The 13408-nt window shown below is 71.9% G+C and carries 12 protein-coding genes and 1 tRNA gene; 5 read left to right on the top strand and 8 right to left on the bottom strand.

Annotated elements, in window-relative coordinates; genetic code table 11:
• Positions 1–27 precede the first annotated feature (27 nt).
• Positions 28–1104 carry a divisome protein SepX/GlpR gene (sepX, locus tag OHA30_RS12580; RefSeq protein WP_328913911.1) on the top strand — a complete coding sequence of 359 codons (1077 nt, stop codon included), beginning with the start codon at positions 28–30 and terminating at the stop codon, positions 1102–1104.
• Between the two features lie 100 nt (positions 1105–1204).
• A tRNA-Ala gene (locus OHA30_RS12575) sits at positions 1205–1278 on the top strand.
• 386 nt (positions 1279–1664) lie between these two features.
• Here OHA30_RS12575 and OHA30_RS12570 read toward each other — a convergent pair.
• Positions 1665–2360, bottom strand: a complete 696-nt coding sequence (locus OHA30_RS12570) for a response regulator (protein WP_328913910.1) — start codon at positions 2358–2360, stop codon at positions 1665–1667.
• Positions 2357–5044, bottom strand: coding sequence for a DUF4118 domain-containing protein (locus tag OHA30_RS12565; protein WP_328913909.1), 2688 nt, complete (start codon positions 5042–5044; stop codon positions 2357–2359). Before OHA30_RS12565 ends, OHA30_RS12570 begins: the two co-directional genes overlap by 4 nt.
• A 263-nt stretch (positions 5045–5307) precedes the next feature.
• On the opposite strand from OHA30_RS12565, the gene OHA30_RS12560 reads away from it, so the two are divergent.
• Positions 5308–7344 carry an APC family permease gene (locus OHA30_RS12560; protein ID WP_328913908.1) on the top strand — a complete coding sequence of 679 codons (2037 nt, stop codon included), beginning with the start codon at positions 5308–5310 and terminating at the stop codon, positions 7342–7344.
• Positions 7345–7414: 70 nt separating this feature from the next.
• Here the strand turns inward: OHA30_RS12560 and OHA30_RS12555 are convergent, their stop codons facing one another.
• On the bottom strand, positions 7415–7891 hold the full coding sequence (locus tag OHA30_RS12555; RefSeq protein WP_328913907.1) for a universal stress protein: 477 nt from the start codon (positions 7889–7891) through the stop codon (positions 7415–7417).
• A gap of 289 nt (positions 7892–8180) precedes the next feature.
• On the opposite strand from OHA30_RS12555, the gene OHA30_RS12550 reads away from it, so the two are divergent.
• Both OHA30_RS12550 and OHA30_RS12545 read left to right on the top strand, forming a co-directional pair.
• Positions 8181–8759 carry a dihydrofolate reductase family protein gene (locus OHA30_RS12550; RefSeq protein ID WP_328913906.1) on the top strand — a complete coding sequence of 193 codons (579 nt, stop codon included), beginning with the start codon at positions 8181–8183 and terminating at the stop codon, positions 8757–8759.
• 174 nt (positions 8760–8933) lie between these two features.
• Positions 8934–9530, top strand: a complete 597-nt coding sequence (locus OHA30_RS12545) for a TetR/AcrR family transcriptional regulator (RefSeq protein ID WP_328913905.1) — start codon at positions 8934–8936, stop codon at positions 9528–9530.
• 108 nt (positions 9531–9638) lie between these two features.
• Here OHA30_RS12545 and OHA30_RS12540 read toward each other — a convergent pair whose 3' ends face one another.
• The 5 genes from OHA30_RS12540 to OHA30_RS12520 all read right to left on the bottom strand — a co-directional run bounded on the left by OHA30_RS12540 (position 9639) and on the right by OHA30_RS12520 (position 13239).
• Complete coding sequence (locus OHA30_RS12540; protein ID WP_328913904.1) at positions 9639–10142, bottom strand: methylated-DNA--[protein]-cysteine S-methyltransferase; 504 nt, start codon at positions 10140–10142, stop codon at positions 9639–9641.
• On the bottom strand, positions 10139–11662 hold the full coding sequence (locus OHA30_RS12535; protein WP_328913903.1) for an AlkA N-terminal domain-containing protein: 1524 nt from the start codon (positions 11660–11662) through the stop codon (positions 10139–10141). Before OHA30_RS12535 ends, OHA30_RS12540 begins: the two co-directional genes overlap by 4 nt.
• A gap of 94 nt (positions 11663–11756) precedes the next feature.
• The gene (locus OHA30_RS12530; RefSeq protein WP_328913902.1) at positions 11757–12071 is read right to left on the bottom strand and encodes a GNAT family N-acetyltransferase; all 315 of its coding nucleotides are present in this window, start codon (positions 12069–12071) and stop codon (positions 11757–11759) included.
• A complete protein-coding gene (locus OHA30_RS12525; RefSeq protein WP_405786114.1) occupies positions 12068–12277 on the bottom strand; it encodes a DUF2630 family protein in 210 nt (69 codons plus the stop codon). Before OHA30_RS12525 ends, OHA30_RS12530 begins: the two co-directional genes overlap by 4 nt.
• Before the next feature lie 128 nt (positions 12278–12405).
• A complete protein-coding gene (locus OHA30_RS12520; protein ID WP_328913900.1) occupies positions 12406–13239 on the bottom strand; it encodes a MerR family transcriptional regulator in 834 nt (277 codons plus the stop codon).
• Between the last annotated feature and the right edge of the window lie 169 nt (positions 13240–13408).

The following is a 13408-nucleotide window of genomic DNA, read 5'->3' as shown; positions in this document are numbered from 1 at the left end:
GTCTCGATCACCCCTACCGTGTACCGCGTGAGCAGTAGCGGCCTCATCTATGCAGTCATCGTCGGGGCCTGGGCTGCCTACCTGGTGCCGATGTGGCTCCGTAGGCAGGATGAGCTCAACGAGGCGCGTCCGACGGAACGCTTCAGCACCGCCATCCGGCTCCTGTCCGGACGGGCGGCGATGGAGCGGCGTGTCGCGAAGGCGCGCGCTGAGACCGTCGACCCCGCCGCCGGCGCAGTGGAGGGCGACACCGACCCCGTGGAGTCGGTGGACGTCCGGGGCCTCGCCGTGCCCGCGACCGAGGTGCGGCGCCCGGCAGCCCGCACCGGTCCGGCTTCGGACGTGACACCGCCGCAGCCCGTCTCGCATCAGCAGCACCAGTCCGCTCACCCGCAGTCGCCCAATCCGCGCGCCAAGGTGCTGGCGCGCCGACGCCGTACGACCACGCTGCTCTTCGTCGCCTTTACCGCCGGGGCCGTCGTGGCGGCTGTCGGCGGCATCGCGCTGCTCTGGGCACCGGCCCTCCCCGCGGTCCTGCTCACCCTGTACATCGCGCAGATGCGGCGGCAGGAACGGCGCCGTTTCGAGGTGCGGCTCGACCAGCGTCACGCGGCGGAGGCCGCTCGGCGCCTGCGGTCCCGCCCGGCGCCCCCCGCGCCCGCCGCCCAGGAGGAGCGTCCTCCGGCGCCCGCCGCTCCTGCCCCGGCTCCCGCCGTCGCACCGGCGCCCTCGCCGCGCACCGCCGACCGTCGCGCTCTCGTCGAGCAGACCGACCACGCGGAGTGGGTCGACCAGCAGCGCGCCCAGCAGACCGCCGACGACGGCTGGGACCCCGTACCGGTCCCGTTGCCCACCTACGTGACCGCCCCGGTGGCCCCTCGCACCCCTGGTGGCATCGACCTCGGCGCTCCTGACACATGGAGTTCCGCGCGCTCCGGTACGACGCCTACGGACCCCGCGCCCTCCCGTGAGCCCCGCGAGGCGCGCGACGGCCGTGAACCCCGGGAGCAGCAGCCCCCGGCCCGCCGGCCGCGCACAGCAGCCCGTACGCCCCTCTTCGACCAGTACGCCGACTCCGACCGCCCCCGCGCGGCCAACGAATGACCCCGGTCCGCCCGGCCCGGCGCCGCTCGGCCCGCGCGGACCAGCCGATATCGCGTTCACGACCACCCTCGGCGGGATGCTAGAGTTTTCCTCGTTGCAAGGGCCTGTGGCGCAGTCCGGTAGCGCACCTCGTTCGCATCGAGGGGGTCAGGGGTTCGAATCCCCTCAGGTCCACAACACGACTGTTCTTGAGTTGAATCAGGAAGAGTTCATGAGATCCCGGCCGGTCGTGAAGACCGGGCGGGATCTTGTCGTTTCCTAGGCGTGTTCGATGGGGCGTCCGAAGAGGGACTGGCTCTGAGGGACCCGCCCGATGGCCCGCTGCCTGTTTCGGGGGCGGACCGTACGGGCACGACCAGCCGCGCCCCGGGCGCAGCTCGTCCCGTAGCCGTGGCCGTCCACGCAGCGGTGACGCGACCTTCCTCCCAGTGCCACCACTTCATCGCCTCGCCGGGCTCCAAGAGCTCGCGGATCCGCTGGAGGTCCGCGGTCGGCGGCACGTCCAAGGCGACCGTTCTGTACCGCTGTCGTGGTCGGTCGAGGGACTTCGGGGGGCCTTTCTAGGGCTCGAAGCGGTAGCCCATCCCCGGTTCGGTGATGAGGTGGCGGGGGCGGGAGGGGTCGGGTTCGAGTTTGCGGCGCAGTTGGGCCATGTAGACGCGGAGGTAGTTGGTCTCGGTCCCGTAGGCAGGGCCCCAGACCTCCTGGAGGAGGCGGGTCTGGCCGACCAGGCGGCCGGGATTGCGGACCAGGATGTCCAGCAGGTGCCATTCGGTGGGGGTGAGGCGGACGTCGGAACCATTGCGGCGGACACGTTTGGCCGCCAGATCGACGGTAAAGGCGTCGGTCGTGACCACCGCGTCCTCACCCAGGCCCGAACCCGACGCGGCGACCGGTTCGGCACGGCGGACGGCGGCGCGCAGCCGGGCCAGCAACTCGTCCATGCCGAAGGGCTTGGTGACGTAGTCGTCCGCACCCGCGTCCAGGGCGAGAACCTTCTCGTCGGACGTATGACGGGCCGACAGGACGATGATCGGCACACGTGTCCAGCCGCGCAGCCCCCGGATCACCTGGGCGCCGTCCATGTCGGGCAGTCCCAGGTCGAGCAGGACCACATCCGGGTGATGGGCAGCGGCCAGCCTCAGCGCGGTGGCCCCGTCGGGAGCGGCGTCGACGTCGTACTTGCGGGCCTTGAGGTTGATCACAAGGGCGCGGACGAGCTGCGGTTCGTCGTCCACCACCAGGACCCTGGTCACGGGTTGGGCACCGCCTTTCCTTCGGTCGGAGCGGTTGTATCGGTCGCATCGGTCATCGCGGTCGGTCCGGATGGGGAAGCCGGACCGACCGCCCCTGTGGAGGCCCCGCCCGGCCCCGCCGAGCACCGCAGCGTCAGCACCATCGTCAGCCCGCCTCCCGGCGTGTCCTCCGCGCTCAGGCTGCCGCCCATCACCTCGGCGAATCCACGGGCGACCGCGAGCCCGAGCCCGACGCCTCCGCTGCCGGGCGGCGGGTCGCCGTGCCGCTGGAAGGGCTCGAAGATGTACTCCTTCGCCTCGTCGGGGACGCCGGGCCCGCGGTCGATGATTCGTACCTCGACCCGTCGTCCCTCCGGAAGGCGCAAAGGGTCGGCCCGCACCACGACCTGACGGTCCGCCGGGCTGAACTTCACCGCGTTCTCCACCAGGTTGGCCACCGCCCGCTCCAGCAGCCCGGGGTCGGCGCGCACCATGGGTACGGTCTCGGGGACGTCGAGGCGTACGGCGTCGGACGGCACGTCGGTCAGCGCGGCGGGCACCACCTCGTCGAGTCCCACGTCCCGCATCAAAGGATCGACGGTGCCGGTACGCAGCCGGCTCATGTCGAGCAGATTGCCGATCAGATGATCGAGCCGGTCCGCGCCCGCCTCGATCCCGGCGAGCAGTTCGGCCTCGTCCCGCGGGTCCCAGTCCACCTCGTCCGACCGCAGCGAACTGACCGCGGCCTTGATCCCGGTCAGCGGCGTGCGGAGGTCGTGCGACACGGCGGCGAGCAGGGCGGTGCGAATACGGTTCCCCTCGGCCAGCCGCCGGGCCTCCGCGGCCTGCCGCGCCAGGCGCTGGCGCTCCAGCAGCGCGGCGCTCTGGGCGGCGAACGCGCCGAGCAGCCGGCGGTCCGCCGCGGGCAGCACCCGGCCGCTGAGCGCCAGGACCAGGCTCTCGCCAACCGGCACCTCCACGTCGGCGTCCTCGGGCCCGGTGGCCGGACGCGGGCCCACAGAGGCGGCGCAGCGCCAGCCCTGCCGGTCCTCGCCGTGTTCGAGGAGCGCCACCGATTCGGTGCCGAAGGTCTCGCGGATACGGTTCAGCAGCACGGTGAGCGTGTCCTCGCCGCGCAGCAGACTGCCCGCCAGGTAGCTGAGGACCTCCGACTCCGCGCGGCTGCGCGCCGCCTGCTGGGCACGGCGGGCCGCCAGGTCCACCACGGAGGCCACGGCGATGCCGACCGCCACGAAGATCACGAGCGCCAGCAGGTTGCGGGGGTTGGAGATGGTGAAGGTGTGGGTAGGGGCCGCGAAGTAGTAGTTGAGCAGCAAGGAGCCGAGCAGGGCCGCGGCGACCGCGGGGAAGACACCGCCCACGAGCGCGGCGCCGACGGTCAGGGTGAGGAAGAGCAGCAGCGCGGTGGGCAGCCCCGGGTCGCCCACTCCTCGTGTCAGCAGCAGGGTGAGCAGCACCGGTCCGCCGCAGCCGAGCAGCCATCCGGCGACCGCTCGCGCCCGGCCGAGGTTGACGGGCAGTCGCCCGGGCAGCCGGGGCCGCCCCGCGGCGGCGTGCTCGTGGGTGACGATGTGCACGTCGATGTCCCCGGACTCCCGCGCCACGGTGGCGCCGACGCCGGGCCCGAGCACGTACTGCCACGTCCTTCGGCGGCTGGAGCCGAGCACGATCTGCGTGGCGTCGGCGCCGCGGGCGAAGTCCAGCAGCGCGCCGGGCACGTCGTCGCCGAGCACCGCGTGGAAGCTGCCGCCGACGTCGTCCACCAGGCGCCGCTGTCGGCCGAGTTCGTCGGACGACGGCCCGGCCGGCCGCGGTTGCCCGGGAGTCCTGGTCCGGCCGCCGGCGCTCACCACGTGCACGGCCAGCAGTTCGCTCCCCGAACCCTTTGCGGCGATCCTGGCCGCTCGCCGGATCAGGGTGGCGCCCTCGGGGCCGCCGGTGAGCCCCACGACGATGCGCTCGCGGGCCTGCCAGGCGTCGGCGATGCCGTGTTCGGCGCGATAACGGCGCAGGTACTCGTCCACCCGGTCCGCGGTCCACAGCAGCGCCAGCTCCCGCAGCGCGGTGAGGTTGCCGGGGCGGAAGAAGCGCGAGAGCGCCGCGTCGGCCTGGTCGGGCGCGTAGACATTGCCGTGCGCGACGCGGCGGCGCAGCGCGGCCGGGTCCATGTCGATCAGCTCGATCTGGTCGGCGCGCCTGACCACCTCGTCCGGAACGGTCTCCTGGGGCCGCACCCCGGTGATGCCCTCGACCACGTCGCCGAGCGACTCCAGATGCTCGATGCCGACCGTGGAGATCACGTTCACACCGGCTTCCAGCAGCTCTTCGACGTCCTGCCAGCGTTTGGCGTGCCTGCCGCCGGGCGCGTTGGTGTGGGCGAGTTCGTCGACCAGCGCGATCCGGGGGCGGCGGGCCAGTACGGCGTCGAGGTCCAGGTCGCCGTGTTCGCGGTCGTCGGGGGCACCTCCGCCTGGTTCCGCGCCCTGGGGCCGTACGGGGCGGCGCGGGACCGTGTCGAGGCCGCTCAGCAGCTCCCGGGTGCGGGGCCGGCCGTGGTCCTCGACCAGGGCGACGACCACGTCGGTGCCACGGGCGGCGCGCCGGTGGGCCTCGCGGAGCATCGCGTACGTCTTGCCGACACCAGGGGCGGCACCGAGGTAGATGCGGAGACTGCCGCGTGCCATGGCCATCCGTCCTGGTTCCCGAGTCTCCGCGCCCCGCTGTTCCCGTGTCCGCGCCGGGCGGCCCATGACGGGTACCCCGGTCGCGGACCGTCGCCGCCGACCCGATTCGAGCATACGGTCGGGTACTCGGCCGCACTGCTCCGACCGGCGTCAGGAAAGCGCTAAGATCCCCCGTTCGCGTCCTAGGATGTCCGATTCGCCCTGGCACCGAGGAGTAGAGATGGGGAGGCTCACTCACCGCTCAGCCGATCGGATGCCCTTCCATGGCCAGCACGACCCGCGCCGCGGGCGCCTCCGGAACGGTCGAGGCCCCCGGTCGCCCGCAGTTCCCGGAGAGTCCCGGCTACCGGCTGAAGAAACGGTTGCTCGGCAAGCCGCTGGTCACCGAGCGGCTCGGCGAGGAGCGGCTGTCCAACCCGGTCGCGCTCGGTGTGCTCGCCTCGGACTGCATATCGTCCATGGCGTACGGCTCCGAACAGATGCTGGTCGTACTGATCCCGGCCATCGGCATCGCCGCGTTCACGGCGCTGATTCCGCTGACTGTCGCCATCCTGTGCGTGCTGCTTCTGCTGACACTGTCGTACCGCGACGTGGTAATGGCCTACACCCGGGCGGGCGGGTCTTACGTCGTCGCCCGTGAGAACTTCGGTCCCCGGGTCGCGCAGGTCGCCGCCGTGGCGCTGCTGATCGACTACGTCGTCACGGTCGCCGTCCAGGCGGCCGCGGGCACCGACGCCCTCGTCTCCCTGGTGCATCTGCTCTGGGGCGACGCCCGGCTGTCCGTGCTCGACGACCACAAGCTGTACATCACGGTGGCCGTGGTGTTGCTGCTGTGCTGGGGCAATCTGCGGGGCATCCGGGAGGCGGGGCGGTCCTTCGCGCTGCCCGCCTATCTGTTCATGTCCGCGATGGCCCTGCTCATCGTCACCGGCTTCACCCGCTTCCTGTCCGGCGACCACACCCGTATCGACGTCCACACACCCGGCATGGTCCCGCTGGGAACCGACGCGAACGGCTTCTTCTACGGTGCTTCGCTTCTGATCCTGCTGCGGGCCTTCGCCAACGGTGGCTCCTCGCTCACCGGTCTTGAGGCGATCTCGAACGGAGTCAGCACCTTCCGCAACCCCCAGGGCCGCAACGCCCGCCGCACCATGGTCGCGATGTCGTGCCTCCTGGGCACCGGCGTGCTCGGCGTCTCCCTGCTCGCGCACATCACCCACGCCGTGCCGTACCTGGCGCAGACCCCCACGGTCGTCTCCCAGGAGGCCGGATGGGCGTTCGGCGACAGCTGGTACGGAAACGCCGCTCTGGTCTTCGTGCAACTCGCCACCGCGCTCGTCCTCTACACAGGCGCGAACACCTCGTTCAACGGCTTCCCGTTCCTGGCCAGCTTCGTCGCCGAGGATTCCTTCCTGCCCCGCCAGCTCACCCGGCGCGGGCATCGGCTGGCGTTCTCCAACGGGATCATCGTCCTGACCGTCGTCTCGATCGGCCTGCTGGTCGCCACCAAAGGCAGTCTGAACTCGCTGGTCGGCCTGTACGCCATCGGTGTGTTCTCCGGCTTCACCATGGCCGGGGCGGGGCTCGTACGGCACCACCTGGTCCTGCGCGAGGGCCGGTGGCGGCTCAAGACCGCGGTCAACGCCCTGGCCTGCGGAGTGTCACTGCTGGTGGCGCTGATCTTCGCGGTCACCAAGTTCACCGAGGGCGCCTGGGTGGTGGTCGTGGTCTTCCCGGTCGGCGTCTGGGCGCTGATCAAGGTCAACAAGCGCTACCGCGAGGAGGCGGCAGCGCTGGCCACCGCCCCCGCCGGCGCCACCCGGCCGCGTGACCACCGTCAGGTCATGTACGTGCTGGTGGACCGCCTCGACCTCGCCGTGCTCAAGGCGATCCGCTACGCCCGCTCGCTGCGCCCCGCGGAGATCCGCGCGATCCACGTCATGGTCGACGCGCGCGAGGCCAAACGGCTGAGCGCGCGGTGGGAGACGGCCGACGTGGGCGACCTCCCGCTGGAGATCGTCGAGTGCCCGGACCGCCGGATCAGCCGTTCCCTGATCGAACTGGTCAACCGCAGGACCAGTGACGGCCGTGACCAGATCACCCTGCTCATCCCCGAGCGCAACTACTCCCCGGTGCTCGGCCGCCTGCTGCACCGGCGCACCGCCGACCACATCGCCCGGGCGGTCGGCAGGGTGCCGCAAGTGGTCGCGACGATCGTGCCGTTCGACGTGGTCGAGGCAGGCGAGGAACTGTCCGAGGCGGCGGCCGCCGGAGCGCCTCTGGAACGGCTCGACGACTGAGCCGGCCGGGCGGGTTCGCGCCCTGAGGATCCGGTTCGCGCCCTGAGGGCGGCGGGTTCGGCCCCGCCCGTCAGTGGAACGCGGCCGGGGTATTGCGCTCGGGCCGCTCGCCCCGGCCGGGTTCTGCGGGGCGGGCGGGCCGCCCGGGACGCTTCCGCGGGGCTGCGCGGGGGCTTGCCCACCGTGTCGCGGGCGCTCCCAGCAGCCTGTGCCACAGGAGGAGACGGGTGGGCATCGAGAAGACGACATCGCCCGGGCGCGAGGCCACCTCCGCGACAGCCTCACCCAGACTCCGCGCCCGGATGACGACCGCCTTCACCACGACCGGTTCCTCGGGGCCGAAGACGTCGGTCACCAGGTCCTCCATCTGCCGGTGTGCACGCCGCTCGGGTGAGTCGGGGAGCCGGTCGTCATCGGCGGGGTACCAGGCGAGCACCGGGACGAGTACGGAGTGGCACCGCCTGGCCTCGGTGGCGGCCTTGCGCAGCAGGGTCATGGAGTGCGCGGAGTCGGTGATACCGACGACCACGCGGGAAGTTCCGTACATGGCGCATCGCGTCCTTCCGCCGGTTCACCTCCAGTCGACAGCCTCGACGCCATGGATGCGGACCCTGTTGACGGTTCCTGTACGCGATCGCTCCGAATCCTGACGCGCTGTTGACGGCGAGCAGGGCCCGCGCAGGCAACGCCCTACCGAACGAGGTCGGCGCCAAGGGTGCCGATCCGCGCACGCCGCGACCCTAAGGGTGACGGGTGCCGACCGTGCGGGTCTGTTCGTACGATCGTCGGTTTGAGTGCGACGGTTCGTTGTCAGTGGCGGATGGCAGGCTGGCTCCGTGACGAAGACGCAGTACTACACAGCGACGAGTATGGACGGATTCATCGCGGCCCCGGGTGACTCGCTCGACTGGCTCTTCGAGGTGGAGTCGGAGCCGGGCGGTCAGTTCGACGCCTTTATGGCGGGGGTCGGGGCGTTCGCCATGGGGGCGACGACGTATCGGTGGGTGCTGGAGCACGAGAATCTGCTGGAGCGGCCGGAGGAGTGGCGGAAGTGGTACGCGGACCGGCCGTGCTGGGTCTTCACGCACCGGGACGACCTCCCGGCGGTGCCGGGCGCGGACATCAGGTTCGTGAGCGGCGACGTGCGGCCGGTGCACGAGGCGATGGTGGCGGCCGCCGGTGGCGGGAACGTATGGCTGGTCGGCGGCGGTGAGCTCGCCGGCGCCTTCGCCGACGAGGGGCTGCTGGACGAGATCATCGTCGGGGTGGCACCGGTGACGCTCGGTGCGGGGGCGCCGTTGCTGCCCAGGCTGCTGGGCGCGTCCAGGCTCAGGCTGAAGGAAGTGGAACGGGCCGACCAGTTCGTCTACTTGACGTATGAGCTGCGCGGAGTGGGCGGCGATGGCGGCTCTTGAGCGAGTCGGGTGAGGCGGGCGGGACCCGGGGGAGCAGGCGGTCGCGGAAGTGACAGGACCCACGATCGAAACGGTGGCGTTTCGATTGCGGGCCCTCTACTCTTGAGGTGTACGACATCGTTTCGACGGCCGTCGTGCACGGCCCGCATGCTCAGCACAGAGGGAGGATCGGACATGTCGCCGGAGGTAGTCGCCGCGCGCCGCACCCGCCTGACCCCCGAGCGTGAGCGCGAGCTGTACGAGGCGGTGGTCGGCCTGCTGCGCGAGGTCGGTTACGAAGCGCTCACCATGGACGCCGTCGCCGCCCGCACCCGTTCCAGCAAGGCCACGCTCTACCGCCAGTGGAAGGGCAAGCCGGAGCTGGTCGCCACCGCGCTGCGGCACCTCAAGCCGGTCTCGCCCGCGGACATCGACACCGGGTCGCTCGTCGGCGACCTGCACGAGATCGTCAGCTGCCATGACGCGAACGAGGTCAAGCGCGACCAGGAGCTGATGCGCGGACTCGCCCACGCCGCGTTCCAGAACGAGGACCTCTTCCGCGCGCTGCGCGAGCTGCTCATCGAACCGGAGCTGCAGAGCTTCCGCGACCTGGTGCAGCGCGCCGTGGACCGCGGTGAGCTGGCCGCGGACAACCCGGCGCGCGACCTTGTCCCGCACATGCTGTTCGGCGGCGCGCTCGCGCGGCCCATCATCGAGGGCATCGACCCCGATCCGGAGTACAGCCACCGGTACATCGACGCCGTGGTCATCCCCGCGCTGCGGCTGCGGTAGACCGTCCGGATCCGACGGTCGCATCGTCGTACCGTTCGTGCGCCGTTCCCGGCCGTCACCACGACCGGCCGGGGACGCGCATGTCGGGAGTCACCCGAACCGGTGACCTCAGAAGATCAGCAGCGGTTGCCGCGCACCCTGTTCGAAGTCCAGCAGCCAGCGCTTGCGGTCCAGGCCGCCGCCGTAACCCGTCAGGCTGCCGTTCGCGCCCACGACTCGGTGGCAGGGCACGATGACGCCGATCGGGTTCTTGCCGTTGGCCAGACCCACCGCCCGGGAGGCGCCAGGCTGCCCGAGGGACTGGGCGAGTTCACCGTAGGAGACGGTCTCTCCGTACGGGATCTCGCACAGCGCCGCCCAGACGCGCTGCTGGAACGGGGTTCCCACCATGGCGAGTTCGATGTCGAAGCCGGTGAGGTCACCGGCGAAGTAGGCGGCGAGCTGCTCGGCGGCCCGCTCGAACGCCGGCAGCGCGTCAGGCCGGCCGAAGCTCTCCTGCGGCGGCCGGTGCCGCTGATCGGTCATGTAGAGACCGGCCAGCCGGCCGTCGCGCGCCACCAGGGTGAGAGGTCCGCAGGGGCTGTCCACCACTGTGTGGACGGGGGTCGTCATCGCGTCGCGCCTTTCATAACAGGAGTGATGGTCCGATCGGAAGTGGGGTTGTCAGCGGGCAGAACGTTGATCGGATGATCGCCCGTCGCCCATAGATACTGTGTCGCGTAGGCCCTCCATGGCTGCCAGGCGGCCGCGTGCCGGGTCAGCGCCGCGGGAGTGGCAGGCAGCCCCAGGTCGCGAGCCGCGTACCGCACCCCCAGATCGGTCGGCAGGAAGGCGTCCGGGTCGCCGAGCGCCCGCATGGCGATGGTCTCCACCGTCCAGGGCCCGAAGCCCGGCAGTGCGGCGAGCCGCGCCCGGGCCTGCTGCCAGTCGCTGCCGACGTCGAGATCCAGTGTGCCGTCCGCCAGGGCCCGGACCAGCGCCGCCAGGGTGTCACGACGGGTCTGCGGCATCGCCAGCGCCGCCGGGTCGTGGTCGGCCAGCGCCGCGGGGGAGGGGAACAGGTGGGTCAGACCGCCGCCGGGGTCGGCGACCGGTTCTCCGTAGGCGGTCACCAGCCGCCCCGCGTGTGTACGGGCCGCCGCCGTCGAGATCTGCTGACCCAGCACCGCCCGTACCGCGAACTCCGGCCCGTCCGCGACCCGGGGGACCCGCCGCCCCGGTGCCTTCGCGACCAAGGGTGCGAGCACCGGGTCCGCCGCCAGCAGGGCGTCGACCGCGAGCGGGTCCGCGTCCAGGTCGAGCATCCGGCGGCAGCGGCTGATCGCCTGCGCCAGATCACGCCAGTCGGTGAGCCACAGCCGGCAGGCGATGTGGTCGGGCTCGGGCCGCAGCGCCACGATCCCCGTACCGTGCGGAAGCCGCAGCGTGCGCCGGTAGGCTCCCGCCCGCCACTCCTCGACGCCTGGCACCGAGGTCGCCGCCAGGTGGCCGAACAGGTTGTCGGGCGTCAGCGGCCGGCGGAAGGGCAGCCGCAGCGCGAGCGCGCCCGTCGTGGCGGCCGGGCGGCCCTTGGCGACCCGAGCGCGCAGTTCGCCGGGGGAGAGCGCGAACACCTCGCGGACCGTGTCGTTGAAGGTGCGGATACTGGCGAAACCGGCCGCGAAGGCGACCTCGCCCATCGGCATCGCCGTCGTCTCGATCAGCAGCCGAGCGGTCTGCGCGCGCTGTGCCCTGGCCAGCGCGAGCGGCCCCGCCCCCAGCTCGGCGAGCAGCTGCCGCTCCACCTGGCGTTCGCTGTACCCCAGCCGCGCGGCCAGGCCCGGCACGCCGTCGCGGTCCACCACCCCGTCGGCGATCAGCCGCATCGCCCGGGCCACCAGGTCGGCCCGTTCGTTCCATTGCGGCGAACCTGGGCTGGCGTCCGGCCGGCACCGTTTGCAGGCCCGGAACCCGGCCTGCTGCGCCGCCGCGGCGCTCGGGTAGAAGGTCATGTTCTCGGCCTTCGGCGGCACGGCCGGGCAGCTGGGACGGCAGTAGATGCGTGTGGTCAGCACCGCCGTGAAGAACCACCCGTCGAACCGGGCGTCCTTCGACTGAACCGCTCGTACGCAGGCGTCGAAGTCCGTGTGCATGCCACCAGCATCGCGCGTCGTCACGGCCTCGGTCTGGCGAGAATCCGACATGGACGTCGTGGAGCTGCCCTTGGCGCCGTCCTTGCTGCGCCGCTCAGTCCTTGACCGTGCTCGACGGCTCGTACAGCAGGTCCTGGTAGTCGGGGTGGCGGACCACCCATCCGGAGAAGAACGGGCAGATCGCCAGGACGCGAAGCCCCTGGGCGCGGGCGTCGTCCAGGGCCGCGGCGACCAGGGCGGAACCGACGCCGCGGCCCTCGTAGGCATCCCGCACCTCGGTGTGGAAGAAGGCGATGACGTCGGGCGCGCGCATGTAGGTGGCCACTCCCGCGAGGTCGTCGCCGATCCGCGCCTCGTACCTGGTGGCCTGAGGGGCGTCGGTGACGGTGATCTCCTCGCTCGCGCTCACGAGCGGTACGCCTCCACCGTCGAGGTGGGGCGGACCCGGGCGCCTCCGGGGTCCTCGCCCGCCTCGGTGAGGGCGCGGCGCTGGCGCAGGAGATCCCAGCACTGGTCGAGTTCGTGCTCCAGGGCGGTGAGGCGCTCGCGCTCGTTGTCGCCGTCGGTACCGCCTGCCGCGAGCAGGTCGCGCAGGGCCTTCTCGTCGGCGACCATGCGGCTGATCCGGCCGAGTATGGCCTGCTCGGCGTTGGCGTCGTGGGGCTGTTTCACGGGACACCTCCCGATCGGTTCGGCCTTTCCACTCTCGCAGGTCGCGCGGCGGGGCGCTCGCGGTGCGCGGGTCAGGCGCCGGCCGGGGATCCGGCGGGGCCATCGGCGGGCTGTCCCGCGGGTTCGTCCGTGTCGGGCCGGGCGCCGGGCCGGGCGTCGGCCTGGACTCGCATCCAGGCGTCGATCTCCGCTCGCATCCTGCGGTCCATCGCCAGCGACATCTCGGCGTCCACGATGTTCTTGGCCAGGGGGCGAAGCCGCTGCAGCGACTCGGTGATGCGGTGCGCCTCGCCGGGCGGGAGGTCCGCCGAGGAGCCGAGGACGTGGGTGCTGACGACCTCGGTGAACAGGTCGGCGATCGCGTCCACGTGGTCGCGCACCGCACGGCCGGCCGCCAGTACGGCGGCCAGCGGCACCCCTTCACGCACCAGGGCGGCCGAGGCGTCCAGGAGGCGGCGGCTGACGTGGACGACGTCCCCGCCGTCGACCGCGATGTAGCCGATCTCCAGGGCGGTGGTGAGGTTGTCCGGGCTGACCTCCTCGGTACCGAAGTAAGAGGTGAGTTCCAGGGGCGTGAGCCTTACCGGGGTCTCGTCGGACCAGGGGGTGGCGAGGGCGCCCTCCAGGCCGAGGAGTTCGGCCACCCCGTCGAGGGTGCGGCCGTTCTCCCAGGCCGCGATGAGGTCGGCGATGCCGCCCAGGGTGTGGCCCCGTTCCAGGAGGGCGGCGATGGTGCGCAGCCGGGCGAGGTGGTCCTCGGAGTACCAGGCGATACGGCCGGCCCGGCGCGGTGGCGGCAGCAGGCGGCGCTCGCGGTAGAAGCGCAGGGTTCTGACGGGGATGCCGGCTGCTTTGGCCAGTTCTTCCACGCGGTATTCGCGGGGCCCGGCGCCGTTGTCGTCCACGCGGCCAGCCTAGGGGGTGGGGTAACCGCTCTCTGCGGCGACCATGGTCAGGAAGCGAATGTGTGCTCGACCCCTACCGCAGGTAACACCTGTGTCCTACAGTCCGATTGTGCCAGTGATTGCTGGCGTGATTGACGTCGGGTGGGCGGCGAGCGCGTACGGCGACCGG

This window comes from Streptomyces sp. NBC_00223 (assembly GCF_036199905.1).
In the GTDB taxonomy this organism is placed as follows: domain Bacteria; phylum Actinomycetota; class Actinomycetes; order Streptomycetales; family Streptomycetaceae; genus Actinacidiphila.
This window is presented reverse-complemented; position numbering and strand designations above follow the sequence as displayed.

Excerpts from the sequence above, each read along its gene's own strand:
- OHA30_RS12565 (WP_328913909.1), bottom strand. The coding sequence starts at position 5,044 with ATGGCACGCGGCAGTCTCCGCATCTACCTCGGTGCCGCCCCTGGTGTC.
- OHA30_RS12545 (WP_328913905.1), top strand. The coding sequence starts at position 8,934 with ATGTCGCCGGAGGTAGTCGCCGCGCGCCGCACCCGCCTGACCCCCGAG.
- OHA30_RS12555 (WP_328913907.1), bottom strand. The coding sequence starts at position 7,891 with ATGTACGGAACTTCCCGCGTGGTCGTCGGTATCACCGACTCCGCGCAC.
- OHA30_RS12560 (WP_328913908.1), top strand. The coding sequence starts at position 5,308 with ATGGCCAGCACGACCCGCGCCGCGGGCGCCTCCGGAACGGTCGAGGCC.
- OHA30_RS12540 (WP_328913904.1), bottom strand. The coding sequence starts at position 10,142 with ATGACGACCCCCGTCCACACAGTGGTGGACAGCCCCTGCGGACCTCTC.
- OHA30_RS12525 (WP_405786114.1), bottom strand. The coding sequence starts at position 12,277 with ATGGTCGCCGACGAGAAGGCCCTGCGCGACCTGCTCGCGGCAGGCGGT.
- OHA30_RS12535 (WP_328913903.1), bottom strand. The coding sequence starts at position 11,662 with ATGCACACGGACTTCGACGCCTGCGTACGAGCGGTTCAGTCGAAGGAC.